General features: G+C 72.7%; 21 protein-coding genes. 11 read left to right on the top strand and 10 right to left on the bottom strand.

What is annotated here, in order from left to right:
* The first annotated feature begins 258 nt into the window (after positions 1 to 258).
* Complete coding sequence (locus ACGFZP_RS14735) at positions 259 to 1,704, top strand: glyceraldehyde-3-phosphate dehydrogenase (protein ID WP_392932185.1); 1,446 nt, start codon at positions 259 to 261, stop codon at positions 1,702 to 1,704.
* A 122-nt stretch (positions 1,705 to 1,826) separates the two neighbouring features.
* Here ACGFZP_RS14735 and ACGFZP_RS14730 read toward each other — a convergent pair whose 3' ends face one another.
* A complete protein-coding gene (locus tag ACGFZP_RS14730) occupies positions 1,827 to 3,815 on the bottom strand; it encodes a hypothetical protein (protein WP_392932183.1) in 1,989 nt (662 codons plus the stop codon).
* A gap of 216 nt (positions 3,816 to 4,031) precedes the next feature.
* Between ACGFZP_RS14730 and ACGFZP_RS14725 the strand changes: the two genes are divergently transcribed.
* From ACGFZP_RS14725 to ACGFZP_RS14690, 8 genes are all read left to right on the top strand, one after another.
* Positions 4,032 to 5,384 carry an ABC transporter substrate-binding protein gene (locus tag ACGFZP_RS14725; RefSeq protein WP_392932181.1) on the top strand — a complete coding sequence of 451 codons (1,353 nt, stop codon included), beginning with the start codon at positions 4,032 to 4,034 and terminating at the stop codon, positions 5,382 to 5,384.
* The gene (locus ACGFZP_RS14720; protein WP_392932179.1) at positions 5,381 to 6,313 is read left to right on the top strand and encodes a carbohydrate ABC transporter permease; all 933 of its coding nucleotides are present in this window, start codon (positions 5,381 to 5,383) and stop codon (positions 6,311 to 6,313) included. The genes ACGFZP_RS14725 and ACGFZP_RS14720 overlap by 4 nt, the downstream gene beginning before the upstream one ends.
* Positions 6,310 to 7,137: a carbohydrate ABC transporter permease gene (locus tag ACGFZP_RS14715; RefSeq protein ID WP_392932177.1), complete on the top strand. Its 828-nt coding sequence runs from the start codon at positions 6,310 to 6,312 to the stop codon at positions 7,135 to 7,137. The genes ACGFZP_RS14720 and ACGFZP_RS14715 overlap by 4 nt, the downstream gene beginning before the upstream one ends.
* 2 nt (positions 7,138 to 7,139) lie before the next feature.
* Entirely contained in the window at positions 7,140 to 8,918 is a 1,779-nt protein-coding gene (locus tag ACGFZP_RS14710; protein ID WP_392932175.1) for a glycoside hydrolase family 36 protein, read from the top strand.
* Positions 8,915 to 9,928 (top strand): LacI family DNA-binding transcriptional regulator, encoded by a 1,014-nt coding sequence (locus ACGFZP_RS14705; protein ID WP_392932173.1) that lies wholly within the window; start codon positions 8,915 to 8,917, stop codon positions 9,926 to 9,928. Before ACGFZP_RS14710 ends, ACGFZP_RS14705 begins: the two co-directional genes overlap by 4 nt.
* 216 nt (positions 9,929 to 10,144) lie before the next feature.
* Positions 10,145 to 11,251 (top strand): substrate-binding domain-containing protein, encoded by a 1,107-nt coding sequence (locus ACGFZP_RS14700; RefSeq protein ID WP_392932171.1) that lies wholly within the window; start codon positions 10,145 to 10,147, stop codon positions 11,249 to 11,251.
* Positions 11,252 to 11,363: 112 nt separating this feature from the next.
* Positions 11,364 to 12,143, top strand: a complete 780-nt coding sequence (locus ACGFZP_RS14695; protein WP_392932169.1) for an ATP-binding cassette domain-containing protein — start codon at positions 11,364 to 11,366, stop codon at positions 12,141 to 12,143.
* A gap of 53 nt (positions 12,144 to 12,196) precedes the next feature.
* Positions 12,197 to 13,465 (top strand): sugar ABC transporter permease, encoded by a 1,269-nt coding sequence (locus ACGFZP_RS14690; protein ID WP_392932264.1) that lies wholly within the window; start codon positions 12,197 to 12,199, stop codon positions 13,463 to 13,465.
* A gap of 192 nt (positions 13,466 to 13,657) precedes the next feature.
* Here the strand turns inward: ACGFZP_RS14690 and ACGFZP_RS14685 are convergent, their stop codons facing one another.
* A complete protein-coding gene (locus ACGFZP_RS14685) occupies positions 13,658 to 14,605 on the bottom strand; it encodes a LysR family transcriptional regulator (protein ID WP_392932167.1) in 948 nt (315 codons plus the stop codon).
* 134 nt (positions 14,606 to 14,739) lie between these two features.
* Here ACGFZP_RS14685 and pyrB point away from each other — a divergent pair, with 134 nt between their 5' ends.
* On the top strand, positions 14,740 to 15,630 hold the full coding sequence (pyrB, locus tag ACGFZP_RS14680) for an aspartate carbamoyltransferase (RefSeq protein ID WP_392932165.1): 891 nt from the start codon (positions 14,740 to 14,742) through the stop codon (positions 15,628 to 15,630).
* Positions 15,631 to 15,645: 15 nt separating this feature from the next.
* On the opposite strand, the gene ACGFZP_RS14675 is transcribed toward pyrB, so the two are convergent.
* Both ACGFZP_RS14675 and ACGFZP_RS14670 read right to left on the bottom strand, forming a co-directional pair.
* Positions 15,646 to 16,215 carry a hypothetical protein gene (locus ACGFZP_RS14675; RefSeq protein WP_392932163.1) on the bottom strand — a complete coding sequence of 190 codons (570 nt, stop codon included), beginning with the start codon at positions 16,213 to 16,215 and terminating at the stop codon, positions 15,646 to 15,648.
* A gap of 91 nt (positions 16,216 to 16,306) precedes the next feature.
* Positions 16,307 to 18,253 carry an RICIN domain-containing protein gene (locus ACGFZP_RS14670; protein ID WP_392932161.1) on the bottom strand — a complete coding sequence of 649 codons (1,947 nt, stop codon included), beginning with the start codon at positions 18,251 to 18,253 and terminating at the stop codon, positions 16,307 to 16,309.
* A gap of 458 nt (positions 18,254 to 18,711) precedes the next feature.
* Between ACGFZP_RS14670 and ACGFZP_RS14665 the strand changes: the two genes are divergently transcribed.
* Positions 18,712 to 19,137 carry a hypothetical protein gene (locus tag ACGFZP_RS14665; RefSeq protein ID WP_392932159.1) on the top strand — a complete coding sequence of 142 codons (426 nt, stop codon included), beginning with the start codon at positions 18,712 to 18,714 and terminating at the stop codon, positions 19,135 to 19,137.
* 141 nt (positions 19,138 to 19,278) lie between these two features.
* On the opposite strand, the gene ACGFZP_RS14660 is transcribed toward ACGFZP_RS14665, so the two are convergent.
* From ACGFZP_RS14660 to ACGFZP_RS14635, 6 genes are all read right to left on the bottom strand, one after another.
* Positions 19,279 to 21,705: an acyl-CoA dehydrogenase family protein gene (locus ACGFZP_RS14660; RefSeq protein ID WP_392932157.1), complete on the bottom strand. Its 2,427-nt coding sequence runs from the start codon at positions 21,703 to 21,705 to the stop codon at positions 19,279 to 19,281.
* The gene (locus ACGFZP_RS14655) at positions 21,702 to 21,869 is read right to left on the bottom strand and encodes an acyl carrier protein (protein ID WP_392932262.1); all 168 of its coding nucleotides are present in this window, start codon (positions 21,867 to 21,869) and stop codon (positions 21,702 to 21,704) included. The genes ACGFZP_RS14660 and ACGFZP_RS14655 overlap by 4 nt, the downstream gene beginning before the upstream one ends.
* A gap of 114 nt (positions 21,870 to 21,983) precedes the next feature.
* Positions 21,984 to 23,771 carry an acyl-CoA dehydrogenase family protein gene (locus ACGFZP_RS14650; RefSeq protein ID WP_392932155.1) on the bottom strand — a complete coding sequence of 596 codons (1,788 nt, stop codon included), beginning with the start codon at positions 23,769 to 23,771 and terminating at the stop codon, positions 21,984 to 21,986.
* Positions 23,771 to 24,601: an acyl-CoA thioesterase gene (locus ACGFZP_RS14645; RefSeq protein ID WP_392932153.1), complete on the bottom strand. Its 831-nt coding sequence runs from the start codon at positions 24,599 to 24,601 to the stop codon at positions 23,771 to 23,773. Before ACGFZP_RS14645 ends, ACGFZP_RS14650 begins: the two co-directional genes overlap by 1 nt.
* A gap of 7 nt (positions 24,602 to 24,608) precedes the next feature.
* Positions 24,609 to 24,875, bottom strand: a complete 267-nt coding sequence (locus ACGFZP_RS14640; protein WP_392932151.1) for a MoaD/ThiS family protein — start codon at positions 24,873 to 24,875, stop codon at positions 24,609 to 24,611.
* Between the two features lie 25 nt (positions 24,876 to 24,900).
* The gene (locus ACGFZP_RS14635) at positions 24,901 to 26,670 is read right to left on the bottom strand and encodes a fatty acyl-AMP ligase (RefSeq protein ID WP_392932149.1); all 1,770 of its coding nucleotides are present in this window, start codon (positions 26,668 to 26,670) and stop codon (positions 24,901 to 24,903) included.
* Between the last annotated feature and the right edge of the window lie 322 nt (positions 26,671 to 26,992).

Below are 26,992 nucleotides of genomic sequence, written 5' to 3'. Positions count from 1 at the left end.
CGGGGCGCCCGGGCCGGGGAGGTAAAACCGCAGGGTGTCGCCCTACGGTAGGGTCCCGGCCTCGGAAGGGGTCGGGATCCGGCCCGGTATGCCGCGGCGGCCAGGTTTGGCCTGATCCGACCAGCGCGGCGGGGCCGGGCGGCCGGCCCGCCCACCGGCCCTGTGCAGCGGGAAGGCCGCGCTCAGACGGGTCCCCCCGCGAGAGCAAAATGGCCCAAAGCTAGCATGTACGCATCGCCTAGCTCGAAAGATGGACCTGTGACTGTCAACGAAGACGTGTTCACGAACTGGATGAACCGCGAGGAGATCGCGGAGTCGATGATTCCGATCATCGGGAGACTGCATCGGGAGAGGGACGTCACGGTCCTGCTGCACAGCCGCTCCTTGGTGAACAAGTCGGTGGTCAGCATCCTCAAGACCCACCGGTTCGCCCGCCAGATCGCCGGGGAGGAGCTCTCGGTCACCGAGACGCTGCCGTTCCTGCAGGCGCTCACCGCTCTTGATCTCGGCCCGTCCCAGATCGACATCGGCATGCTCGCCGCGACCTACAAGGCCGACGACCGCGGCCTCTCGGTGGAGGACTTCACCGCGGAGGCGGTCGCCGGCGCGACCGGCCCGAACAAGCTGGAGCGCCAGGGGTCGCGCGACGTCGTCCTGTACGGCTTCGGCCGGATCGGCCGGCTCCTGGCCCGCCTGCTCATCGAGAAGGCCGGCTCGGGCAACGGCCTGCGGCTGCGTGCCATCGTCGTCCGCAACAGCGGTGGCGAGGACCTGGTCAAGCGCGCCTCGCTGCTGCGCCGGGACTCCATCCACGGCCAGTTCCAGGGCACGATCACCGTGGACGAGTCCAACAACAAGATCATCGCCAATGGTCACGAGATCACGGTGATCTACTCCGACGACCCGACCACGGTGGACTACACCGAGTACGGGATCAAGAACGCCATCCTGATCGACAACACCGGCCGGTGGCGCGACCGCGAGGGCCTGTCGAAGCACCTCCGCCCCGGCATCGACAAGGTCGTCCTGACCGCGCCGGGCAAGGGTGACGTCCCCAACATCGTGCACGGGGTGAACCACGACACGATCAAGCCGGACGAGCAGATCCTGTCCTGCGCCTCCTGCACCACCAACGCGATCGTCCCGCCGCTGAAGGCGATGGCGGACGAGTACGGCGTTCTGCGCGGCCACGTGGAGACCGTCCACTCGTTCACCAACGACCAGAACCTGCTGGACAACTACCACAGCTCGGACCGCCGTGGCCGTTCGGCGCCGCTGAACATGGTCATCACCGAGACCGGTGCGGCCTCCGCCGTCGCGAAGGCGCTGCCGGACCTCGACGCGAAGATCACCGGCAGCTCGATCCGCGTCCCGGTGCCGGACGTCTCGATCGCGATCCTGAACCTGCAGCTCGCGCGTGAGACCAACCGCGAGGAGGTCCTCGACTACCTGCGCGACGTGTCGCTGACCTCCACGCTCAAGCGCCAGATCGACTTCATCACCGCCCCCGACGCGGTGTCGAGCGACTTCATCGGCTCGCGGCACGCCTCGATCGTCGATGCCGGCGCCACCAAGGTCGAGGGCGACAACGCGATCCTCTACCTGTGGTACGACAACGAGTTCGGCTACTCCTGCCAGGTGATCCGGGTCGTCCAGTACGTCTCCGGTGTCGAGTACCCGACCTACCCGGCTCCGGCGCACTGACCCCGGTCCGGCCCTGCCGTCGGTGACCTGCAAAGGCGCAGGTCGTGAGGCCGCCCCCGCACGTGTGCGGGGGCGGCCTCGCCGTCGGGGCGGAGCCCGGCCCGGCCGTCGGCCGGCGGTGCTCAGCCCACCTGGGCCGTCACCGTGCGGCCCGGGGCGACGGTCTGGGTGACGTAGGTGTACGTCACCCCGTCCACCACCTTGGTCCGGGCCTTGCGCGGCACGCCGTCGACCGTGACGGTGGCGTGCACGCCGGGGAAGCGGGCCTCCCAGGTGTAGGCGGACCCGCCGGACACGTTGGTCAGGGTCGACCTGGTGGCGCCGTCGTGGCGCAGCGAGAAGGTCTCGCCGCCGATCCGGAGGTCGTCGATCTTCAGCCAGTCCATGCCCGAGGGCAGCCGGGACTGGGTGGTGAGGGTGCGCTCGGGGGCGTTGGGGGCGACGCCCATCAGGCCCTCGACGGTCTGTCCGAGCAGCGTGAAGGAGACCTCGGGGTAGTCGCCGTTGGTCCCCTGCGCGGCGTTGACGTGCTGGACGTCCTTCTGGTCGTAGACGTGCTGCATCCACTTCCAGGCGGTGTCGTTGCGGTTGTTCCGGAAGAAGGTGTCGGGCAGGTAGGTGAGCGCCTCGATGTTGGAGGGCTGTCCGTCGCCCGAGGCCTGCTGGTCGATGTAGTCGAGGTAGGCGTCCAGCCGGGCGCCGGGGTCGATGATCTGCTTCAGCGGCATGAACCAGCTGTTCTCCATGCCCCAGCCGGTCAGCGCCCGTCCGTCGGTGGTGTAGCCGCGCACCATGTCCGCGCCCGAGCCGGTGCCGCTCCAGGTGGAGTTGAAGTAGGCCTTGAGGTCCCGGGCCTTCCTGTCGTAGGTGTCGGCGAGCGTGCAGTCGCCCTTGGCGCGGGCGAGGGAGGCCATCGCCAGGTAGGCCTGGTACTGGGAGCCGATCGCGTCGCCGGCCTCGGCGAGCGGCTCGCCGCTCTGCTCGTTGTAGCTGGCGGTGCCCTGGAAGATGCCCTTGCCGGTGCCCTCGGCGACCTTCACGGCGCCGTTGTCCTTGAGGCCGTCGTGCAGGGCGACGAACTCGTCGGTGGCGTGGCGGTAGAAGTTCCACAGGGCCGGGTCGTCGACGTAGGAGCGGTCGCCGCTCCACCGGTAGGCCTCGGCGGCCTTCTGCACCAGCTCGAAGGTGGCGGGGACCTCGCGGACGAAGCTCGCGGGGCTGCCGTAGTCGATCGAGAGGTAGGTGGTGGTGTCGAAGTTCATCGCCCACACCGGGTAGTACTTGTGCTCCGGGGTGGCGGAGGCGGCGTACGAGCGCAGCATGGACTTGTTCGCGGCGCTCAGCCCGAGGACGCCCGCGCCGGACAGCTGGTGGGCGAAGTCGCGGGAGTAGTAGCCGCTGCGGTTGGCGTAGCCGGCCCAGTACGAGGCGCCGTAGGTGCCCGTCCCGGTGCCGCCGGTGTTGCGCTCGTCGACGTTGAGCGGCCCCTGGACGCCCGGCAGTTGGACCCAGCTGTTGGCCTTGCGCTTGGACCAGTCGAACATCTCGACGATCCTCGGGTCCGAGGAGCTGATCCTGGGGTCGGCGGGTGAGGAGGGCGAGACCATCAGGTCGTCGGCGTTGATCCAGGCGTCGCCCGACTCGAAGGCGATCTCCAGCTTGTCGCCCCGGGTGAGGGCGATCCGGCTGAGCGTGTAGCGCCGGTAGTTGGCGGCGTCGGGCAGGGCCTGGGAGGCGGCGACCACGCCGTTGACCCGGGCGACGTAGCGGCCGCCGGTGCCGCCGGTGGCGATCCAGGCCGTGATGTCGTACGTGCCGCGGCCGGTGGCCGTCACGGTCTGGGAGATCTTCTTCCCGGCGCCGTCGTCGAGGTAGACCAGCTTCCCGCCGCCGTGCGGGTAGTTGGTGGCGACCCCGGTTCCGGCGGTGAACTGCCAGCCCGCGGCGCCCTGTTCGAAGCCGGGGTTGACGATGGTCAGCGGTGCCGGGGCGGCGGCCGCGGCGCGCGGGTCGCCGCCCTGGGCGGGTGCGGCGGACGCGGCCGGGACGCCGAGGGCGAGCGGTGCGAGCAGCGCGCAGGCGGTCAGCAGCGACAAGCGGGAACGGTTCATCGGGTTCTCCCGGGCTGTGGGGAAGCGGCCGGCCTTCGTCGGCCAGGGCCGGGGCACGCTAACAAGCCCGCGCGAAGACTTGCAATGGATCCGACAGAATTTTCTGACGGGTCGAACTGAAAGTTTTCAACGAAGGCTTGCAAGTTTGAAGAACGCGTTGTTAGAGTCCCGGCTCGTCAGGGTCCGCAAGAGTGTGCGAGCAGGGTGGAAACAGCCATGGAGCTGGAACGACGAAGAGTTCTGCAGATCGGCGGCGCGATCGCGGCCGGGGCCGGCCTCACCGGTCTCACGGCCTGTTCGGGCGGCAGTGGAAGCGGCAGCGGTGCGTCCGGGGCGGCCGGCGACCGGGACAAGGGCAAGATCACGGTCTGGTCCTGGCAGGGGCCGGCGGCCGAGATGAAGGCCCTCCTGCCGGAGTTCAACAAGAAGTACCCGGACATCGCGGTCACCGTCGAGGACATCGGCAACCCGGCGATCTGGGACAAGATCACCACCGCCATGGCGGCGGGCGGCCAGGGCCTCGGCGACGTCCTGCACATCGGCGTCGACTACCTCCCGGGCTACGTCGAGAAGTTCCCGAACGGCCTCGCCGACCTGCACGCCTTCGGCGCCGAGGGCTACCGGGACGCCTTCGCCCAGGGGATGTGGCAGACCGTCTCGCCGCGCGGCGAGCGGATCAACGCGCTGCCCTGGGAGGCCAACTCGGCCGGCTTCTACTACCGCGCCGACCTCTTCGAGCAGGCCGGCGTCGACGCCGACGCGCTGCAGACCTGGGACGAGGCGATCGAGGCCGGCAAGAAGATCAAGGAGAAGACCGGCGCCTACCTGCTCGGCATCGACAAGCCCGCCTCGCAGCCGGACGCCGCCAACTTCTTCCAGATGCTGCTCCAGCTCCAGGGCGCCTTCTACTTCAACCTCGACGGGGAGATCACCCTCGACTCCCCGGAGTCCGTCCGGGCCATGACGCTCATCAAGACGATGAACGACGCCGAGCTGGTCAGCGACCTCGCCGGCGGCTGGAACGCCCTGATGAGCTCCATCAAGAAGGGCACCGCGGCCGTCCTGCCCTGGCCCACCTGGTTCGGCGGCATCATCGAGGAGCAGGTGCCCGAGGAGGCCGGCAAGTGGAAGGTCCGCCTCCCGCCGGCCGTGCGCCGGGGCGGGGCCACCGCGGCCACCGTGAACTCCACCCACCTGGCGATCGCGGGCAGCAGCAAGCACCAGGCCGCCGCCTGGAGCTTCATCGAGTTCGTGCTGACCCGCCCGGCCTCCCAGGTCAGCATCTACAAGGGCAAGGGCATCGCACCGGCCCTGATCAAGGCCTACGACGACGCGGTCTTCCACGAGCCGTCGCCGTTCTTCAGCGGGCAGAAGAAGGGCGAGATCTTCCTGGAGGCGCTCAAGGCGCCCTCGTCCGCGGTCAACTACACCGCCGACTACGCCCGCGCGCTCAAGGTCGTCACCGACGCCCAGTCCAAGGTCCTGCTCAAGGGCGCCGACCCGGCGAAGGTCCTCAAGGAGGCCGCGGAGCTGCTCGGCAAGCAGACCGGACGCAAGGTCGTGCGATGACCGCGACGCTCCTCGGCGGGAAGGCGTCCGCGCCCCCCGCCACCGGGGGCGCGGTCCGCCGTCCGCGCCCCCCGCGGGGGCGGCGGCTCGCCCCCTACCTCTTCGTCCTGCCCGCACTGCTGCTCTTCGCCGGGTTCAAGCTCTACCCGATCGGCTGGTCCTTCGTCCTCAGCCTGCACCGGACGGTCGGCGGGGTGGACACCTTCGTCGGCGCGGACAACTACGCCCGGCTGATCGACGACCCGCTGTTCTGGACCGCGCTGAAGAACACCGGGGTCATCCTCGCCGTCCAGGTGCCGGTGATGCTGGCCCTCGCCACCGGGCTCGCGGTCGCGCTCAACTCCACGCTGCTGCGCGGCCGGACCGTCTTCCGGCTCGGGTTCTTCCTGCCGATGGTCACCGGCCTGGTGGCGTACGGGATCATCTTCTCGGTGCTGCTCAACCAGGAGTACGGCCTGGTCAACTGGCTGCTCGGGCTGACCGGCATCGACGCGGTGCCGTGGCTGACCGACCCGCTCTGGGCGAAGATCTCCCTCGGCCTGGCGCTGAGCTGGCACTACACCGGCTACAACGCGGTGATCCTGCTCTCCCGGCTGCAGACCGTCCCGTCCGAGCTGTACGACGCCGCGGCCGTGGACGGGGCCGGTGCGTGGAAGTCCTTCGTCCACGTCACCCTGCCGGGCCTGCGGCCCGCGCTGCTGCTCACCACGGTGCTCTCCACCATCGGCACCCTGCAGATCTTCGACGAGCCGTACATCCTCACCGGCGGCGGTCCGGACAACGCGACCCTGACCATCGGTGTGTACCTGTACCAGACCGCCTTCAAGTTCTTCGACTTCGGCTACGCGTCGGCGATCGCCTACGCCCTCGCCGTGCTGATCGGGATCCTCGGCGTCATCCAGTTCCGCGTCCTGGGGGACAAGTCGTGACCACACGCCAACGCGGCAGGGGCATCCTGCTCACCTCCGGCCTCGCCATCGTGCTCGCCGTCGTCGGCCTCCCCTTCTACTGGCTGGTGGTCGCCTCCACGCGCAGCTCGAAGGAGATCTTCGACAGCCCGCCGCCGATGCTGCCCGGCGGACACCTCCTCGACAACCTGAACACCCTTCAGGACTCGGCGCAGTTCGGCCGCGTCGTACTCAACTCGCTGCTGATCGCCGCCGTCTACACGCTCTGCGCGGGCGCCGTCTGCACGCTCGCCGGCTACGGCTTCGCCAAGTACCGCTTCCGCGGCCGCGAGGCCGTGTTCGGGCTGCTGATGCTCGGGCTGGTGATCCCCGCCCAGGTCACCCTGGTGCCGCTGTTCCGGATGATGACCGACCTGGAGTGGCTGAACACCTACCAGGCCGTGATCATGCCCAACCTGGCGCTGCCCTTCGGGATCTTCCTGATGCGCCAGTCGATGGGCGCACTCCCGGACGAGCTGCTCGACTCCGGCCGGATGGACGGCTGCGGTGAGCTGCGGCTGTTCCTGCGGGTGGCGCTGCCGCCGATGAAGCCCGCGCTCGCGGCGCTGGCGATCTTCCTCTTCCTCTACCAGTGGAACGACTTCCTGTGGCCCCTGCTGGTGCTGCGCGACGGCGCCTCGTTCACCATCCCGGTGGCCCTCGCCTCGCTGCAGGGCCTCGACGAGACCGACTACGGCGCGATCCTGGCCGGCACCTCGATCGCCGCGCTGCCGATGGCCGCCGTCTTCCTGGCGCTTCAGCGCCACTTCGTTTCCGGCCTCCTCGCCGGCGCTGTCAAGGAGTGAACGTGCAGACCCAGACCGTGAAGACCGGCGAGGCCGTGACGACCGCGGGACTCCCGCAGGCCCCCTGGGAGCCGCTGCTCGACGGGGTGTCGATCGCCCTGCTCGCCGAGGCCCCCGGCGTCCGGGCGGCCTGGACGCTCGGCGAACCGGCCGACGGGCTGCGGGTCCTGGAGGTGACGGCCGGGAACTCCCCGGTCGAGGTCCGCTTCTCCGTGCCGCTGGGCGACGCCGTCGGCTACTGGCACCCGCAGGGCGGGTGGCGGCGCACCCTGCTCGCCGACTGGGAGGGCCAGGCCCGGGTCTCGCTGGTCGCCGGGCACGCCGCGGGCTGCCTGTACGACCAGTCCGGCGCCACCATGCTGGCCTTCGCGGCGACCGACCCCGTCCCGGAGACGTCGGTGCGCTTCGGGGTGTCGGAGGAGGACGACACCCACGTCGTCCACCTGAGCCTGCCGGCCTCCGAGCGGCCGCACCGGCTGCTGCTGGTCCCGCGGGCGCCGTCGGTGGCCACCGCGATGCGGCTGCTGCGCGGCTGGTTCGCCCGCTCGACCACCCCGATGAAGGTGCCCGGGTCGGCCCGTACGCCGGTCTACTCGACCTGGTACGCCTTCAACCAGAACGTCGACGAGCAGGCCGTCGAGACCCAGGCCGACCTGGCCGCCGGGCTCGGCTGCGGGGTGCTGATCCTCGACGACGGGTGGCAGGAGCTGGGCCACGGGCGCGGCTACGCGGGGTGCGGGGACTGGCGGCCCGACCGGGCCAAGTTCCCCGACTTCGCCGGGCACGTGGCGCGCGTCCAGGAGGCCGGGCTGCGGTACATGGCGTGGGTCGCGCCGCTGCTGCTCGGCCCCGACGCCGAGTGCTTCGCCGAGTGGGCGCCGTTCGCCCCCACCCCCGCCGGGGTGCCGGGCGCGTACGTCCTCGACCCGCGCCGGCCCGAGGTGCGGCGGCACGTCGTCGACCAGATGGCGGGCCTGGTCCGCGAGTCGGGCCTCGACGGGCTGAAGGTCGACTTCCTCGACCAGGCCATGGTGTACGCCGGCGACGGTGCGGGGGACGTCGGCCAGGCCATGATCGCGCTGCTGACGGAGCTTCGGGACGCCCTGGAGGCGGCCCGCCCCGACCTGCTGCTGGAGCTGCGCCAGCCCTATGTCGGCCCCGGCATGGCGCCGTTCGGCAACATGCTGCGGTCCTTCGACTGCCCGGCGGACGCGCCCGCCAACCGGGTGCGCACGCTCGACACCTCGCTGCTCGCCGTCGGTGGCGCCGTCCACTCCGACATGCTGCTGTGGTCCCCGGACGCGCCCGTCGAGGCGGTGGCCCGCCAACTGATCGGCGCCCTGCACTCGGTGCCGCAGATCTCGGTGCGGCTCGACCGGATCCCGCAGGCGCACCGCGACGCGATCGCGTTCTGGCTGCGTCAGTGGCAGCGGCACGCCGACCTGCTGCTGGACGGCGAGGTCGAGCCCGGCCGCCCCGACGAGCTGTACCCGCTGGTGCGGGCCGCCGCGGGCGACCGCGCCCTGCTGAGCGTCCACGGCGACCTGGTGGTGCCGCTGGACTTCGCCGCGTACCGCCAGGTCCAGCTGGTCAACGGCTCGGCCGGGGACCGGGTGGTGGTGGAGGTGCACGGCGGCGGGGTCTGGGTCCGGGGCGAGATCCACGGCCCCGACGGCCGTATCATGGAGGGCTCGCTGGAGTTCATGCCGGACGGTCCCCGACCGCTGGCCGTCCCCCGCGGAGGTCTGGCAACGCTCACGATCACGGAAGGACCACGATGAAGGTCGGGATCACCGACGTGGCAGCCCGCGCGGGAGTCAGCGAGGCGACTGTCAGCCGGGTGATCAACCGGCGCCAGGGCGTCTCGAAGAAGACCAGGGACGCCGTCGAACTGGCCATGGCCGAGCTCGGCTACGAACGCCAGACTCAAGGTCAACTCGTCGCGGTGATAACCGAGTTCGTCTCGAACCCGTTCTTCGCCGACGTCGCGGAGCGGATCGAGTCGGCACTCGCGCCGCACGGGCTGAAGACGGTGCTCTGCCCCGCCTTCCCCGGCGGGGTGCAGGAGCGGGACTTCATCGCCACACTGGTGGAGAAGGGGATCGCGGCGGTCGTCTTCCTCTCCGCCTCCAACACCGTCGACGGCGCGGACCTGGAGACGTACGAGCTGCTGCGCCAGCGCCGGGTGCCGTTCGTCGGGATCAACGGCGAGTTCGCGGACGGCGTGCCCACCCCGGTCTTCTCCACCGACGACGCGCTCGCCGCCGAGCAGGCGGTCGACCACCTCTACCGGCTGGGGCACCGGCGGATCGGGATGGCCTCCGGACCGGCCGGCAACCACCCCGCCGACCGCCGGGTGCAGGGCTTCCTGGACGCGATGGCCCGGCGGGGCATCGAGGGTGCCGAGGACTGGGTGATCCGCCAGTCCTACACGGTGGAGGGCGGCCAGGCCGCGGTCGGCCCGCTGCTCGCCCGCGGGGCCACGGCCATCGTCGCGGCCAGCGACTACATGGCCCTGGGCGCGATCCGCGGGATCCGCCGCCAGGGCCGCAGCGTCCCGGGCGACGTCTCGGTGGTCGGCTACGACGGCTCGGCCATCACCGAGTTCGTCGACCCCCCGCTGACCACCGTCCGCCAGCCGGCCGACCGGCTGGCGCTGGAGGTGGGCCGCAGCATCCTGGCGCTGGTCAGCAATCGGGAGGTGCCGACCGGCGAGCTGCTCTTCGACCCGGAGCTGGTCATCCGCTCCTCGACCGGACCGGCCCCGGCTCCGGCGACGGACCAGGCCTGACCGCACTGCATCACACTGCACTGCAACGCACTGCACTGCACCGAACTGCACCGCACCGGACCACGACGGCCCGCCGGCTTCACCCGGCGGGCCGTTTCGGCTGTCCGGGGGTGCCAAGGGGTTCCGGCTACCCGTTCGGCGCAGTCCGGATCGTGGGGACGGCCCCGGGTTCGCACACTCGGAGGCGGGGGTGGACTCAACTGGAGAGGCATCCTCATGAGCATCGGGCTTCGCCGCGCCGTCGCGGTGGCCGCAGTGGTTTCCGTCGGGCTCGGACTGGCGTCGTGCGGCAGCGCCAAGCAGTCGACCGGCAGCTCGTCCTCGGGCAGCGCGAGCGGGGGCGGGGCGATCAAGATCGGCCTGCTGCTCCCGGAGACCAAGACGACCCGGTACGAGCAGTTCGACCGCCCGCTGATCGAGCAGAGGATCAAGGAGCTCGCGCCGAACGCGCAGATCGACTACTACAACGCCAACGAGAACGCGACCACCCAGCAGACCCAGGTGGACACCGCGCTGACCAAGGGCGACAAGGTGCTGATCCTGGACGCGGTGGACTCCAAGTCGATCCAGTCCTCCGTCCAGAAGGCGCACGACGCGGGCGTGAAGGTGATCGCCTACGACCGGCTGGCCCAGGGCCCGGTGGACGCGTACGTGTCGTTCGACAACAAGAAGGTCGGCGAGCTCCAGGGCCAGGCCCTGGTGGCGGCGGTGGACGGCAAGGCGGACGCCGGGTCGATCATCATGATCAACGGGTCGCCCACCGACCCCAACGCGGCCGACTTCAAGGCGGGCGCGCACAGCGCGATCGACGGCAAGCTCACGATCGGCAAGGAGTACGACACGCCGAACTGGGACCCGAACAACGCCAACCAGGAGGCGTCCGCGGCGATCACCGCGATCGGCGGCCCGAACGTGGTCGGCGTCTACTCGGCCAACGACGGCATGGCCGCCGGTATCGCCACCGCGCTCAAGGCGGCCGGCCTCAGCGTGCCGCTGACCGGCCAGGACGCCCAGCTGGACGCGGTGCAGCGGATCCTGGCGGGCACCCAGACGATGTCGATCTACAAGCCGTTCAAGCCCGAGACCGACGCCGCCGCCCGGATGGCGGTGGCCTTCGCCGAGGGCAAGACCCCGGAGCCCGAGCTGATCCCGGTGACCGTGACCAACGGCAGCGGCAACAAGGTGCCGGCCGACCTGATCACCCCGATCGTGCTGACCAAGGACAACATCAAGACCACGGTGGTCGCCGACGGCCTCTACACCGTCGCGCAGATCTGCACGCCGGACTACGCCGCCGCCTGCGCCCAGGCCGGCCTCACGTAGCGGGGCCCGCGTGACCGGGCCCCCGAAGGCCCGTACGCACGCGCCCGGAACGCCCGTAGCGGAACACGCCCCGCCCCCCGGACCGGCGGGCGGGGCAAGGGAGTTGGTCACTGTGGCAGGTGAGACCGTACTGGCCCTGCGCGGGGTCTCCAAACGGTTCGGCGCCGTGCAGGCGCTCACCGACATCGAGCTGGAGGTGCACACCGGCGAGGTGGTGGCGCTGGTCGGCGACAACGGCGCCGGCAAGTCGACGCTGGTCAAGGCGATCGCCGGGGTGCACCAGCCCGACGAGGGCGTCATCGAATGGGAGGGCCGCCCGGTCTCCATCCACCGCCCGCAGGACGCCCAGCACCTGGGCGTGGCCACCGTCTACCAGGACCTCGCGCTCTGCGACAACCTCGACGTGGTCGGCAACCTCTTCCTGGGCCGGGAGATCCGGCGGTTCGCCGTCCTCGACGAGGTCGAGATGGAGAAGCGCTCGCGCGAACTGCTCGACACGCTGTCCATCCGGATCCCCAGCGTGCGGATCCCGATCGCCTCGCTCTCCGGCGGCCAGCGCCAGGTGGTGGCCATCGCCCGCGCGCTGATCGGCTCGCCCAAGGTCGTGATGCTGGACGAGCCGACCGCCGCGCTCGGCGTCGAGCAGACCGCCCAGGTGCTGGACCTGGTCGAGCGGCTTCGCGAGCGCGGCCTCGGCGTGATCCTGATCAGCCACAACATGGCCGACGTGATGGCGGTCGCGGACACCGTCGCGGTGCTGCGCCTCGGCCGCAACAACGGTGTCTTCGACCGGCGTTACACCAACCAGGAACAGATCATCTCGGCCATCACCGGTGCCACGGACAACGCCGTGACCCGTCGGCAGGCCCGCGGCACGGAGGGCTCCCAGTGACCGAGAACTCTCCCGGCGAGGAGCCGGGCCGGCACGTCCTGCCCGAGGACAGCATGCCCAAGGGCGGCGTCAACGCCCCCGTCCCGGTGGCCGCGTCGGCGACCCCGGCCGTGGACCCGCGGCTGATCGTGCGCCAGGAGGGCGTCAAGGGCTACCTGATCGAGTTCCGCCGGCGGCTGAGCAGCGGCGAACTCGGCTCGGTGCCCGTGGTGCTGGCGCTGATCGTGATCTGGGCGGTGTTCGGCAGCCTGGACAGCAGCTTCCTCTCCGCGCAGAACCTCTCCAACCTGTCGCAGCAGATCGTCGGCACCGGGATGATCGCGATCGGCGTGGTCTTCGTGCTGCTGCTCGGCGAGATCGACCTCTCGGTCGGCTCGGTCAGCGGCCTGTGCGCGGCGATCTTCGCCGTCCTGAACGTCACCCACGGCGTCAACGAGTGGGTGGCGCTGCTGGTCGCCATCGCCGGCGGCGCGCTCGTCGGCCTGATCCAGGGCGTGTTCTTCGCCAAGGTCGGCGTGCCCGCCTTCGTGGTCACCCTCGCGGGCAACCTCGGCTGGAACGGCGCGATGCTGCAGATCCTCGGCTCCAGCGGCACGGTCAACCTCCCCGGCAACGACATCGTCTCGCGGCTCTACAGCACCATCTACGGGCAGCAGGCCGCCGCCTACGGGGTGGCGCTGATCGGGGTGGCGCTGTTCCTCCTCTCCTCGCTGGTCGGCGCCAGACGGCGGCGGGCCGCCGGGGTGCCCTACCGGCCGCCGACCGACCTCGTGCTGCGCACGGTGGCGCTCGCGATCATCGCGTTCCTGGCGGCGTACACGCTCAACCAGTACAAGGGGCTGCCGCTGGCGCTGCTGATCTTCCTGATCTTCATCGTGATCCTGGACTTCGTGCTGCGCCGCACCGCCTACGGCCGGCAGGTGTTCGCGCTCGGCGGCAACATCGAGGGCGCCCGCCGGGCCGGTATCAACGTGTCGTGGATCCGGATCAGCGTCTTCGTCATCTGTTCGACGATGGCCGGGATCGGCGGCCTCTTCCTGGCCGGGCAGATCCAGTCGGCCAGCCAGACCTCCGGCGGCGGCAACCTGCTGATGAACGCCATCGCGGCGGCCGTCATCGGCGGGACCAGCCTGTTCGGCGGGCGCGGTACCACCTGGTCGGCGCTGCTCGGTGCGCTGGTGATCGGCTCGATCCAGTCCGGGATGAACATCGAGGGGCTGAGCAACGCCATCCAGTTCATGATCACCGGTGCGGTGCTGCTGGCCGCGGTGGTCGTCGACTCGCTCGCCCGCCGCACCCAGAAGGCGGCCGGCCGGGCCTGACCGGACGCCACCCGGGGGCCGTCGAAGCCCGTCGGCCGGGGCCATAGCCGCTGACACATGGGCTGAAGGCCCCGGCCGATGGGCTGTTCCCGGCGCCGCGCCGATCGGGCAGCCTCGTCTCCGGACGGTCCCGCGGTCGGCGCGCCGGGCGGCGAAGGAGAGGCGGGGAGCGGGTGGTGGCGGGGGTGGTGGTCAGCGGTCGGAGCGGTCGGAGCGGTCGGCGGTGGGGGACGCGGGGGTGGTGGGGGATGCGGGGGAGGCCGGGGCGGGCTCGCGGGCCAGGGCGAGCAGGGCGCGCTCGGCGACGGTGAGGGCGTGGTCGGCGCGGTAGGCGGCCGAGATCAGGCGGCGCGGCGGGGCCGGGTGCACGTCGAGCCGGGTGAGTTCGGCGCCGACCAGTTCGCGGTGGACGGCGGGCCGGGAGAGCAGCGCCACGCCGTGACCGGTCTCCAGCAGCCGCTTGATGGCCTCGGCGGAGCCGACCTGGGCGGTCCTGGCCTGCTGGAGGCCCCACAGGGCGAGGGTCTCCTCCTGGGCGCGGCGGTCGCTGGAGCCGGCCTCGCGGAGCAGGAACACCTCTCCGGCGAGTTGCGCGGGGGTGATCCGGTGGCCGCGCAGCCGGTGGCCTCGTCCGGCGGCCAGGACCAGCTCCTCCTGGGAGAGCGGGAGTTGGACCAGGCGCTCCTCCCGCAACCGGCCGGCGACCAGGGCGATCGAGCAGGCGCCGGAGAGCAGCCGCCGGGCGATGTCCTCCTGGTTGCCGATGTGCAGGTCCACCGCGACCTGCGGGAAGCGCCGCCGGAAGGCCTGCAGCAGCGGGGGCACCAGATAGCTGCCGACGGTGGTCGTCGCGCCGATGGCCAGGACCAGGGCGTCGGCGCGGCCCGCCGCCCTGGTGGCCTCGCGGGCCTCGGCGGTGAGCCGGACGAGGTCGCGGGCGTAGCCGGCGAGGACCGTGCCCGCGTCGGTGGGGCGCAGTCCGCCCGGTCCGCGGTGGAGGAGTTCGGTGTCCAGGTCCTCCTCCAGCTGGCGCAGGTGCTGGGAGACGGTGGGCTGGCTCACCCGGAGCCGCCGGGCCGCGGCGGAAAGGCTGCCGGCCTCCAGGATCTCCAGGAAGACCTGGAGTCTGCGGATATTCACTGGTCCCCCGAGCGGATATGCGGAGCGGGTGGCACCCGGGCGGGCCACAGGATCATAAGGGCAGGTCGGAGCGGGGGCAATCCTGTCGATCTGCGGGATTTCGTACATGGTGAAATGAGACGGATGGAATGATCGTGAAAAACATTCTGAGTATTGACGACCTGGCGAACGACGAGATATCCGCCGTGCTCGACAACGCGGCCCGGATCAAGAGCGAGGGGGTCCGCGGGACGGAGCTCGCCGGGCGGATCGCCGCGCTGCTGTTCTTCGAGCCGAGCACCCGGACCAGGCTCTCGTTCGCCTCGGCGGCCCAGCGGCTCGGCATGGGCGTCATCGGGTTCGACGATCCGGCGACGTCCAGCGCGGCGAAGGGCGAGTCGCTGACCGACACGATCCAGGTGGTGCAGACTTACGCGGACCTGATCGTGCTGCGCCACCCGAGGGCGGGGGCGGCGCACGAGGCGGCGGGTGTCGCGGCCGTCCCGCTGGTGAACGGCGGGGACGGCGGGCGGGAGCACCCCACCCAGACGCTCTACGACCTGTTCACCGTGCGGGAGCGGTTCGGGCGGCTCGACGGTCTGCGGGTGGGGTTCTACGGCGACCTCCGGTTCGGGCGGGCCGCCAACTCGCTGGCGCTGGCGCTCTCCCGCTTCGGCGCCGAGCTGACCTGGATCGCGCCTGCGGACCTGCAGCCGGCCGAGGAGGTGGTAGCGGCCGTACGCGGACGCGGGGCGGCGACCGCGACGGCCGAACGGCCCGCGGAGGTGCTGTCCGGCCTCGACGTCCTCTACGTCTCCCGGCCGCAGCGCGAGCGGTGGCCGGCGGCGATGGCACCGGAGCTGCCGCCCGTCACCCGGGAGCTGCTCGGGCGGGCGCCTGAGCAGCTCCTCGTCCTGCATCCGCTGCCGCGCACCGACGAGTTGGCGGTGGACGTCGACGCCGACCCGCGGGCCGGGTACTTCCAGCAGGTCGCCAACGGGGTACCGGTCCGGATGGCGGTGCTGCGGCAACTGCTGGCGGGGTGACGCTGGGGCCGGCCCCTAGGCCGTGAGGGTGAAGTAGGCGCCGGCGCCGACCGTGAGGAGGAGTGTGACGATGACGGCGCTCACCATCGGCGTGAACCGGTCCCGCAGGCGCTTCGGCGGGCTGATCCGCGCGGCCGCGTCCGTGCTGAACTCCCACCAGTTGACGACGCGTCGGAAGTCGACCTCGAAGTCCGGGTCGGGGTACATGTCGCTGTACTGGAGGCCGGGGAGCGTGCGGCGGCGCCCGCTGGTGAGGAACATCCGGGCCGCGCGCGACTCGCTGCCCTGGCTCTTGGTGGTGCGCACGTCGAGCCACTGGATCTCGTGCCACGGGTAGGTGCGGCCGCGGCCGAGGCCCCAGCAGATGGTGATCCCGCCGGGCCCGACCGAGGACCAGCACCGGTAGGTCATGCAGGCCGGCGGGACCATCAGCGCGATGGTCCCGCCGACCAGCCAGACGGTCCCGGTGGGCCCGAGCTTGACGGCGGCGAGGGTGCCCTGGGCGGCGATGACGGCGAGCGCCAGCAGAAGGTGGGACCAGGACGGCCGGTACCGGTCCTTTCCCCGGAAGATCAGTTCGTTCACACCTCGCACACTACTTCGCGGGCCGCCGGCCGGATCGGACGGGGTGCCCACCTCCCTTAACCCCGCCGGGACTTCGGGCCCGGCCTGCTCCCTAGCGGCGAGGGCCGTAGTCCCAGTAGTGGTCCGGGTAGTCCCCGCACGGGTACTGCATCAGGGGGGCCTCCGGGGTGCTGCTGCTGTGGGAGACGGCGAGGCACTGGCGGCTGCTGCCGTTGACGAAGCGGATGCCGTTCGGCCACTTCTCGATCCTCCAGGACTGCCCGGGGTCGTTCCTGCACCCGGACTGGACGACGGGGGCGGTGGCCTCCGTGCTGAAGTCCCGGACCGAGAGGCACAGGGCGCTGTTGTAGCTGACGACCTTGTAGAAGGTGTCGCCCTCGGCGTCCGTGTAGGCCCGCTGGACCTCCCAGAAGTGGTCGGGGTAGTCCCCGCAGGGGAACTGCTGGACCTGTCGGCCCTCCTCCCGGCTGCCCTCGGAGGTGGCCATGCACTGCAGGCTCTTCGCGTTCCTGATCTCCACCGACCCGGAGGGCGGGGTCATCGGGGTGCCGCCCAGACGGCCGGGCACCGGGGCGGCCGCCGTCGGCGTCGTCCCCGATGGCGAAGGCGTCGGCGTGGGCCCTTCGCTCCGGGTGGACGGTGCGGGGGCCGGAGGATCCGGCAGGTCGCCGGGTGCCGCGCTCCGCACCGCGGTGCCGGTCGGCGTGGGCCCGCTCCGTACGGGCTCCGTCGGCGCGTGCGTGCTCGCCGTGGGCACCGTCGGTACGGCCGCCGTTGCCGTCGGCCCGGGCGGTGTATCGCTCGACGGCCGGGAGGTCGGCGAGGCGGTCGGCCCGCCGCCGGGGCTCGGAGCCGGCGGGTTGTCACCCGTCGCGGAGGGGACGCCGCCGATCGGACCGGTCTCCGGCCCGACCCGGGTGCCCACCGGCTGGGGAGCCGCGCCGAGGGTGACGGGCGCCGGGCCCAGGTGCATGCCCACCAGGACCCCGGCCAGCACCAGCACCCCGGCCAGCACCGCCGCCGCCCCCATGGCCGCGCCGATGCCGACCGCACGGCGCCGCCGTACACCGGCAGGCTCCCGGTGCGGTCGGCCGACGAACGCCGTACCGAGCGCAAGCGGGCCGGTCGGGTGGGTGTCCGCGGTCCGGCCGAGCCCGCTGCGGACAATCCCGGGGCCGACCGTGGCGAGGGCCAGTCCGACCACCTCCCGGCACCGGTCGGCCAAGGCCTGCCGCACCTCCACGAGTCCGGCACCCAGACATCGCAGTACCGGCAGGTGGTCGGGTATCGCGCCGGCCACCACGAGCTCCGCCCCGGGCCGCCGGCCGTCGTCCGCCCGGGCCGGCGCCCGCTCCTGGTCGATCAGGAGCCCGATGGCGCTGTACTCCCGCTCCGCCGTCCGTTGCGCCGCACACGCGGTCTCCCGGATGCGCCGCACCTCGGCCAGGCAGCGCGTCGCCTCCCGCAGCCGGGACCGCCGCTGATCCGCCGGCGAGCCGTCGGCCGGCTGCCAGGAGGCGGGGCCGGCCTCGTCCCCGGCACCGGCCTCGTCCCCGGCACCGGCCTCGTCCTCGGCCCCGGCCTCGTCCCCGGCACCGGCGCCGAGTTCACACCGCAGCTCGGCCACGATGGCCACCAGCACGCGGATCAGCTCCTCCGCCTCGGCCACGCCCGCCTCGGCCTGCCGCTGCGCCTGCCGGGCCAGTTCCAGCGCCTGCCGGGCGGCCGACCGCCCCTCCGCGGGCGGCTTGAGTGCCGCCCGGGCGGCACGTTCGTGGAGGTGGGCGGCACGTTCCAGCAGCACCGTCCGGGCCCGGGGTTCAGCCACCTGGTCGTGGACCAGCCGCTGGAGGAGGTGCCACGGGATGTCCTTCTCCCCGGAGCGGTACTCGCTCCAGCTGGTCTTGCCCGCCGCGTACCGCCGGGCGAGCTCGCGCACGGTGACCCCGGATGTCACCTCCCGCACGAACCGGGCCAGGGCGTCCGCCTCCTCGGTCTCTCCCTTGAACCGCCCCTGCGGACGCCCCGCACGACTCACGCCTGTGCCCCTCCTGTGCCTGCGGCCGAACCGGCCTGCCCGCTGCACACCGAGCCGGACCAGTTCCTTGTAGATGCACAATCAAACATGCCCGCCGTGGGACCTCCACCGGTTCTTCGGACAAGTTGCAAGCCGACCCGGTGTGTTCGCCTGCCGTCCACTCTCGCGAGCCGTCCCTGCGGGCGTGGCGCGCGAACCGTCGCGCGCCTCCCGTTTCCGCCCTGTCCGCGGCCAACCGGGATTGTCCGCCGTTCACCTGGGAGCCTGGATTCTTTTGTTGATGGACAATCAGGGCGGATTCCACTGTGGAGATCCACCGGGTCGCCGGCCACCCCGGCGGAAGGCCCGTGGAATGAACGGGCATGACCGGCGCCCTCCGGACTCCGCTCGGAGGTCGCGCCGATCCTCCGTGGCCGGAGCCGAGTCGGGGTTCGGACGGACCTCTGAAGGAGAATCCAATGAGTAGGACGAAGAAGGCCGCGCTGTCCCTCGTCGCAGTGGGAGCGCTGGCCGTGTCCCTGCCGGCGCCCGCCGCCCACGCGGCCTCCGGGGACCGGGTGATCTGGACCAACGGGACGAACGACGTCCAGTTCGCCGCCGGTGAATGTGTCGCGGACGGGTACTTCCGCTACACCACCGCCCATGCCCATCCGAACACGATGTGGGCGAGCATCAAGAAGATCAGCGGCCCGTCCTGGTGCCGCTTCGCCATCGACATGACCTACCGCAACGAGAACAACACCTACGTGAACTACGGCGAGCAGGTGTCCGGTTCGAGTGCGAGCCTCGGGGCTCTCGGCACCCGGTGCTCCGTGCGGCTCTCGATCCAGCGGCCCGGCGACGGCTGGTACACGGTCTACCTCAACGCCGTGGCACCGTGCTGATACGGCAACGGTGCCCGGGGCGGGGGTGGTTGGCATCGCCGGTTGAGCATCGGCGGTGATGCCGAAGGGGTGCTCGACGACGTTACGGGAGTACGTCGTCGAGCACCCCTTCCGGCCCGGGTGGCCGACCTGGCCGGGGCGCTACGCGCGGCGGGCGGCGAGGAGGGTGAGGCCCAGGGCGGGGTCGGACCACGGGGTGCGGAGCTGGGTCAGGCCGGCCGAGCGCAGGGCGGCTTCGAGCTCGGCGGGGTCGGGGGCGCGGCCGCCGGTGAGGGCGAGGTCGAGCCGGGCGGCGGCGGCGCCGAGGGGGCGCTTGGGCAGCAGCGGGCAGGGGAGCAGCAGCCAGCCGCCGGGGTGGAGGGCTGCGGCGGCGGCCTCGACGGCGGGGCCGACGGCGTCGGCGGCGAGGGTGGCGGCGGGCAGCCAGGCGAGGGCGAGCCCGTCGTCCGGGGTGAAGTCGGCGGCGCCGCCGGGGCGGTACTCGACCGTGCCGTCGGTCGGGGCGGCCGTCGGGGCGTCCGGGTCCAGGGCGAGCACCGGGACGAAGGGGATCTGGCGGGCCAGCGCGGCGGCGGAGCGTCCGCCGTCGGCCGCGGCGCAGCCGATCCGGGCGCCGGGGCGGTCCAGGAGGGCGGGCAGGCCCTCCAGTTGGCCGAGGGCGGTGCTGACCAGGGCGTCCGTGGTGGCGGCGGCCTCGTCGCCGCAGCCGGGTACCGGTTCGCGGATGCCGTCGGCGGGGGTGCTGGGGGCGGGGGTGCCGTCGGCGGGGGTGCCGGGGGTGCCTGGCGTGTGCAGGCGGGCGCCCCCGGCCAGGGCACGGCGCAGCCGGGCGGCGAACGCGCCGGTGCGCGGGCCGCCGATCAGGACGCGTTCCAGGCCCGGGTCGACGAGGTGGCGGCCGTCGGCGTCCTGGCGCACCACGCCGGCGTCGAGCAGGACGGCGAGCAGGTCCTCGGTCAGGCCCTTGGGCAGGTCCCCGGCGGCCTCGGCCGCCGTGCAGGGCTCCAGCAGCCGGGCCAGCAGGCCCGTCTCCCGGGCGAGGGCGCAGGCGAGCAGGGCCCGGGCGCCGGCGGCCAGTTCGGCCGGACGCCCGGCGGGCAGGCCCAAGGGGCCGGGCGGGAGCGCGTCCGGGGCCCGGTCGGCCCGGACCGCCGCGACCAGGGCGTGTGCGCGGTCGAGGAACGCGGCGCAGCCGGCGCGGTCCTCGGCGGTGAGGCCGTCGAGCCGGGCCGCCGCGACCACCGCCCGGGTGGCCTCGGAGGGTTCGGTGGTGGTGGCGGCGTGCAGGGCCCACCAGGCGTCGGCCAGTTTGGCGACGTTCCGCTCGGCGGCCTCCTCGCGGACCCGCCGGCCCTCCAGGCCGACGATGGTGCGCTGGCCGAGCTGGACCAGCAGCATCTCCTGCGAGCCCTGGCCGGAGATCAGGCCCAGGACGTCGCGCATGAAGCGCTCCCAGGGGAACGTGGCCATGTACGCCTCGCCGCCCTGCAGGCCCATCACCACCTGGCCGACCCGCAGCGCGCACTCCGCGGCGTGGTGCTTGGCGACGGTGGCGAACTCGTCGAAGTGCGGGTCCCGGTCGGGCGATCGGGTGCCGTCCAGTGCCCGGTGGACGGCGGCCCGGGAGGTCTGCAGCAGCATCCGTAGCTCGCCGACGGAGCGTTCGACGTTGGTGTGGTCGAGCACCCGGCGGCCGGTGCGGCGGCGGTCGGCGAGCGCCTCGACGCAGGCCTCGGTGACGCCGTCGAGGGCGCCGAGCACGCCGCAGGCGCTCATCGTCCGCCGGATGCGGGCGTAGGTGTTGAGCTCGCTGAGCGCGTCGGCGCGCCAGACCAGCCGCCACTGCGGCAGCCGGACGTCGTCCAGCAGGACCTGGCCCAGGCCCATGGTGTGCAGGCCCATGGTGTCCAGCGGCACCGCGCTGACGCCCGGGTCGTCCTTCTCGACCGCGAAGGCGAGCATGTCGTTGGACGACTCCTCGCGCACGAAGAGGACGAACAGGTCGGCGAAGCAGGCGCCGGCGATGAAGCGCTTGGCGCCGTTGAGCACCCAGGTGTCGCCGTCGAGCCGGGCGGTGGACCGGTAGTCGTACGGGTCCCGGTTCTCGTAGGCGCCCTGGACGCCGAAGCGCCGGCCGGCCACCAGGTCGGGGACGTAGCGGTCGATCAGCTCCGGGCGGCCGCTGGACAGGATCAGCTCGGTGATCTCGACGCTGATGTCGATCAGCACGGCGAGGCCGGGGTCGCGGGAGAGCCGGGAGAGCTCCTCGACCACCACCCCCCAGGCCAGCTTGTCGCGCCCGGCGCCGCCCGCCTCGACCGGCAGGGAGAATCCGAACAGGCCCAGCTCGCCCGCGCGTTGGAAGACCCGGCGGTCGATCGGCCGGTTCTCGCGGTTGCGGAAGTGGGTGCCGGGGTTGGCGACGTCCAGGACCAGTCCGCCGAACCGGCGCCGCGCCTCGCGGCGGATCTGCTCGACCTCGGCGTCGAGGGTGCGGTGGGTGGCCCCGGCGCGGTTCATCACGTCGACGGCGTGGGCGCGCGGCACCCGGGCTCCGGTCGGCGTCATGCGGCGGACTCCCCGGCCTGGGCGAGCAGTTGTCCGATGGTCTCGTCCCCGAGGAAGCGCTCCAGCGGGATGGTGAGGCCCGCGCGCTCCTCGACCTCGACGGAGAGCTGGGCGGCGGTGAGCGAGTCGATGCCGAGCTCGCCGAGCGGGCGGTCGAGCGGGATCTCCTGCGGGTCGACGCCGAGCAGCTCCCCGATCAGGCCCGGCAGCCAGCTGCCGGTGGACCCGGTGGCGGACCCGGTGACGGCGTCCTGGTGTCCGGTGGTGATGACGTTCTCCTAGGGGTTTCGGACCGGCTCCGGCCCCCGGTACTGCGGGGCGAGCCGCAGCGGGACGAGGGAGAACGCGCGGTCGTCGTCGTCGAGTTCCTGCAGTCGGTGGACCAGTCGGTGCTCGGACTCGCGGTCCGGCTCGACCGGCAGGCCCAGCCGGGCCAGTACGCGGCGCAGGGCCACGCTCAGCCAGGCGCGGTCGGCGGCCAGGCCGCCGAGAGCCGTCCGGCGCTGCAGCCAGGTGTGCAGGCAGCAGGCGCCCGCGTGCACCAGGCAGTGCCGGCGGGCCGCCTCGTAGGCGTCGGCTCCGCGCACCGCGGACAGGTTGCGGAAGGTCTCCCTGGTCTCGTCCCGAACGGTCAGCAACCGCCGTGCCATCGAGGCGAGTTCGGGATCGTCCGCGAGGGCGGCCACGGCCTCGTCGAGGAGGTCGACCACCTCGTCGGTGCCGCCGTAGGTGAGCGAGGGCCGCTGGTCCCGGGGCGCCAGTGGCGGCACCGGCTCGCCGAAGCCGAAGAGCAGCGGCAGCGGCAGTGCGGGGGAGCCGCCGGAGCGGCGCGCCCGGCTGAGCAACTGGGCACGGATGGTGTCCAGTTGGACCAGCTCGGTGCCCTCGAAGACCGGGGTGATCGCGGCGTCGCGGCTGAGCTTCTGGAACGCGCCGCCCGCCACCCCCTCGCGCAGGTAGGCGCGGGCGCTGAGCACCTCGCCGCAGGCGCCGATGGCGTCCAGGCAGAGCCCGGGGACGACGTACTTCGCCACCGCGGACCACAGCGGCATCCGCTGCCGGGCCACGTCGAGCGCGCGGGCGGCGGACAGCGCGGTGCACTCGGCGACCAGCAGATCGGCGAAGCCGCGGGCCAGCAGCGCCCGTACGGGGGCCAGTTCCAGGGCCGGTTCGCCGTAGAGGACGCGCTCGCGGGCGTGCCGCAGGGCGATCCGCAGGGCGGTGTCGGCCGCGCCGAGGCCCATGCCGCCGACCAGGGTCCGGGTGTACTGGAGCATGCCGGAGACCATCTCGATGCCGCGTCCGGGGCGGCCGAGCACGGCTTCGGGGCCGACCGGCAGGTCGTCGAGGGTGAAGCCGCTCAGGTCGTGGCCGCGCAGGCCGTGGGTGCGGACCCTGGGCAGCCGCCGCACCCCGCCGGGGCCTTCGGGGAGGTCGCCGGCCTGCTGGCCGGGGGCGTCGAAGTCGAGCAGGAACAGGCCGAAGGACGGGTCGGAGGCGGCGAGCACGGTGGCGAAGGAGGACCGCCGGCCGTTGCCGACCAGCCACTTCCGCCCGTTCAGCAGGAAGCCGCCGTCGACCGGCGCGGCGCGGGTGGCGGTGGCCAGCAGGTCGCTGCCGGCCGCCTCCTCGCTGATTCCGGCGGTGCCCCAGGCGCGGCCGAGCACCAGCTCGGCGACCCGGCGGCGCTGCTCGTCGTCGCCCCAGATCCAGACCGGGGTGGCGGCCAGGAAGGTCGAGCCCAGGCCGACCGGGACGGCCAGGTCGCGGCGCGAGGCCGCGCGGACCACGGCGGTGAGGGTCTCGAAGGACGCCAGCCGGCCGCCCTCGGCGACCGGCACCAGGTGCTCGTGCAGGCCGGCGGCCCAGGCGGCGCGGTACGCGTCGACGGGCTCGGTCTCCGTCTCGTCGGCGTGCAGGCCGCGGGCCAGCGACATCCCGGTGTCGGGGTCGAAGGGGCAGCCCAGGGCGCGTTCCAGCTCCTCGGCGGCCGCGAAGGCCGGCAGCGCGGCGGGCCCGGCGGCGGGCTGGCCCGTGGGCGTTCCGGTCGGCGTTTCGGTCGGCATCAGGTGCGCTCCACCACGATCGCGTACGGTCCGCCGCCGTCCTCCTCGGCGGACACCAGTTCATGGACGAAGGCGAGGCCGGTGCCGTACCGGTGGGCGGTGGTGCGGACCTGGAGGAGGTCCCAGAGCTGGCCCGCCCGCAGCCAGGTCACGTCCAGTCGGCGGATGCCCTCGCTCAGCGCGCGGCGCAGCTCGGGGACCCGGCCGCCGTTGGTCCGCAGGAGTTCCTCGCGGGAGCCGGCGGCGAAGCCCAGCGACTCGGCCCAGTACCACTGGTCGGCCACCTCGCAGTGGTGCCGGTGCACCCGGAACTCCGCGGTGCCGGAGGCGAGTTGCCCGCCCTGGCGGGCGAGTTCGGCGCGCAGCGCGGGCACCGGCGAGCGGTACGGGGCCCGCTCGACCTCGTCCGGCTCGAAGCGGGCGAGCAGGTCGGCCGGCAGGCCCGCGGGCGAGCCGGACAGCGCCTGGTCGCCGCTGAGCCGCAGCGGTACGGAGGCGGCGCGGGTGCGTACCGCGACGCCGTCCGGGCCGGAGAGCGTCATTGCGACCTCCAGCTGGGAGGCGTGCGGTCCGCGGACCTTGGCGTCGACCTCGACCTGCACCTCGTCGGCCTCGTGGAACCGCAGCGGGCGCTCGTACTCCAGCTGCCAGGCCCAGAGCACCAGGCCGACCTGGTGCTCGGCGACCAGGGTGCGGTGGCTGGCGACGTGGTCGCGCAGCCAGCGGGTGCCGGCCTGGAACCCGATCCGGCCGACGGCGGTGGGGTGCAGCTGGGTGGGGGAGAACAGGCTCGCGTCGAGGACGACCTCGTAGCGGGAGCTGCGTGCCATCGGCGCCTCAGCCCCCGGAGATCGCGGTGACGATGTCGACCCGGTCGTCCTCGGTGGCCTCGCGGTCCAGCTCGTCCAGGGTGAGCTTCTCGCCGTTGAGGGCGATCAGATGGGTGGCCCGGACGGTGCCCTCGCGGTCGAGCAGGACGTCGCCCAGGTTGGGGTAGCGCTCGGTGAGCGCGGTCAGACCCTCGCGGACGGTGGCGCCGTCGACCTCGATCTCGTTCTGGTAGTCGGTGAAGCGGAGCAGGATGCCCCTGACCTTGACGATCATCGTCGGGATTCCTTCGGTGAGACGGTCATGTGGTGGTGGTGCGGGGCGCCGGGAGGGGGGCCTGCCAACGGGCCAGCTCCTCCAGCTCCCCGGCGAGGAACTGCCGTCGGGTCAGCCAGCGCTGCACCTTGCCGCTCGATGTCTTGGGGAGGGTGCGCGGCGGGATGAGGACGACGGTGTGCGGCGGGACGCTCAGTTCGAGTGAGACGGCCCGCCGGATGGCATCGGCGGTGGCCTTGTAGCGGGCCTCCCCGGCGGGGTCGGCCTCGTAGACGACGACCAGCCGCTCGACGGCGCCCGCGTCGTCCTCGACCGCGAAGGCGGCGCCGCAGTTGCGGCGGATCCCGGGGACGGCCGCCTCGCAGACGCGCTCGATGTCGACCGGGTGGTGGTTGCGGCCGTTGAGCACGATGAGGTCCTTCATCCGCCCGGCGACGAAGAGCTCGCCCTCCAGCAGGACGCCGAGGTCGCCGCTGCGCAGGAACGGGCCCGCGCCGTCGGCGGTGGTGGCGCCGAAGGTGTCGGCACTCTCCTCGGGGCGCCGCCAGTAGCCTTCGGCGACGCTGGGGGAGTCGACCCAGATCTCGCCGACGGCGCCCTCGGGCCGGGGTTCGCCGGTCTCCGGGTCGACGATCAGCAGCCGGGTGTCCGGTCCGGGGACGCCGCAGCCGACCAGCGAGCGGACGGCCTCGCCCGGTTCGGCGGGGCGTGCGGTGCCGGTGAGTTCGAGGGCGTCGCGGGCGAGGTCGACGGAGCGCCAGCCGCCGAGCGGCTTGCCGCCGGTGACGAACAGGGTCGCCTCGGCGAGACCGTAGCAGGGGTAGAAGGTCTCGGCCCGGAAGCCTGCCGGGGCGAAGCGCTCGGCGAAGCGGGTGAGGGTCTCGGGCCGGACCGGCTCGGCCCCGGTGAAGGTGAGCTCGACGCCGGACAGGTCGAGCCCGGCGACGTCGGCGTCGGTCGCCCGGCGGACGCAGAGGTCGTAGGCGAAGTTGGGCGCGCCGGTGATCGTCGCGCCGTAGCGGGAGACCATCCGCAGCCAGGCCAGCGGGCGGCGCAGGAAGCCCACCGGGGACATCAGCGTCACCGGGATGCCGTGGGACAGCGGGGTGAGGATGCCGCCGATCAGGCCCATGTCGTGGTACGGCGGCAGCCAGAGGCCGCCCGAGCTGGCCGGGTGCATGCCGAAGCCGCGGGCGATCTCGGCGCAGTTGTGCAGCAGCCGGGCGTGGCTGAGCAGCACGCCGCGGGGCAGCGAGGTGGAGCCCGAGGTGTACTGGAGCAGGGCGGGCAGTTCCGGCCGGGCGGGTGGCGGCGCCAGCTCGACGCCGTCGGCCGGGCAGGGTTCGGCGAGGTCGATCGCGATCACCCGCGGGGTGCGGCCGGCCAGCGCGACCGAGAGCCAGTCGGCCATCAGCGGCGCGAGGTCCGAGGTGGTCAGCACGACGTCGGTGCCGGCGTCCTCGATGATCGCGGCGAGCCTCGGCAGGGTGCGGGCCAGCCGGGTCGGGTCGGGCGGGAACGCGGGGACGGCCGGTGCGCCCGCGTAGAAGCAGCCGAACAGGCCGGCCAGGTAGTCCGGCCCGGGTGCGAAGAGCAGCAGGGCGGGCTCGGGCCGGCCGTCGGTGGCGGCCAGGATCGCGGCCGCGACCGTACGGGCCCGTGCGTCGAGCTCGGCGTAGCCGATCTCGACGGCCGACTCGTCCTCCGCGACGAAGCGGTACGCGACGGCGTCGGGCGACTGGACCGCCCGTCTGTGCAGCAGTTGCGCGAAGCCCTCCGGCCCGCGTGCATCCAAAGAATCCAACCCCGGTGCCCTCCCCCGTACTTGACCGGTCGGTGAAGTGTTACAGCAGTATTGACATGTGGTCAATGATCTTCTTGGCATGTGCATCCGGCATGCGGGCGGGGATTGACACTGGCGGGTAACAAAGCGCATGGTGATCAGGCCCACCAGCGTGTGCGGGGGGTCGAGTGCGGCCGCATTCGCTGCCAACCATGTTGGCAGCGTGGGGAGTTGAGGCGTAGATCACTCGGCTGGCGTGCGGGGGAATCCTCCCGGCACGGGCCTGCGCACGCGCCGGGCGTGCGGCCCATCGGGGGAGATACGGGCCGGCGGC

It is taken from the genome of Kitasatospora sp. NPDC048239 (assembly GCF_043202015.1).
In the GTDB taxonomy this organism is placed as follows: domain Bacteria; phylum Actinomycetota; class Actinomycetes; order Streptomycetales; family Streptomycetaceae; genus Kitasatospora.
The sequence above is the reverse complement of the archived record's forward strand: the minus strand, read 5'-3'. Positions and strand labels throughout refer to the sequence as shown.

What these genes read in the sequence shown, in the direction of transcription:
- ACGFZP_RS14730 (WP_392932183.1), bottom strand. Translation starts at nt 3,815, where the DNA reads ATGAACCGTTCCCGCTTGTCGCTGCTGACCGCCTGCGCGCTGCTCGCA.
- ACGFZP_RS14725 (WP_392932181.1), top strand. Translation starts at nt 4,032, where the DNA reads ATGGAGCTGGAACGACGAAGAGTTCTGCAGATCGGCGGCGCGATCGCG.
- ACGFZP_RS14720 (WP_392932179.1), top strand. Translation starts at nt 5,381, where the DNA reads ATGACCGCGACGCTCCTCGGCGGGAAGGCGTCCGCGCCCCCCGCCACC.
- ACGFZP_RS14705 (WP_392932173.1), top strand. Translation starts at nt 8,915, where the DNA reads ATGAAGGTCGGGATCACCGACGTGGCAGCCCGCGCGGGAGTCAGCGAG.
- ACGFZP_RS14700 (WP_392932171.1), top strand. Translation starts at nt 10,145, where the DNA reads ATGAGCATCGGGCTTCGCCGCGCCGTCGCGGTGGCCGCAGTGGTTTCC.
- ACGFZP_RS14690 (WP_392932264.1), top strand. Translation starts at nt 12,197, where the DNA reads ATGCCCAAGGGCGGCGTCAACGCCCCCGTCCCGGTGGCCGCGTCGGCG.
- ACGFZP_RS14665 (WP_392932159.1), top strand. Translation starts at nt 18,712, where the DNA reads ATGAGTAGGACGAAGAAGGCCGCGCTGTCCCTCGTCGCAGTGGGAGCG.
- ACGFZP_RS14660 (WP_392932157.1), bottom strand. Translation starts at nt 21,705, where the DNA reads ATGACGCCGACCGGAGCCCGGGTGCCGCGCGCCCACGCCGTCGACGTG.
- ACGFZP_RS14650 (WP_392932155.1), bottom strand. Translation starts at nt 23,771, where the DNA reads ATGCCGACCGAAACGCCGACCGGAACGCCCACGGGCCAGCCCGCCGCC.
- ACGFZP_RS14645 (WP_392932153.1), bottom strand. Translation starts at nt 24,601, where the DNA reads ATGGCACGCAGCTCCCGCTACGAGGTCGTCCTCGACGCGAGCCTGTTC.
- ACGFZP_RS14640 (WP_392932151.1), bottom strand. Translation starts at nt 24,875, where the DNA reads ATGATCGTCAAGGTCAGGGGCATCCTGCTCCGCTTCACCGACTACCAG.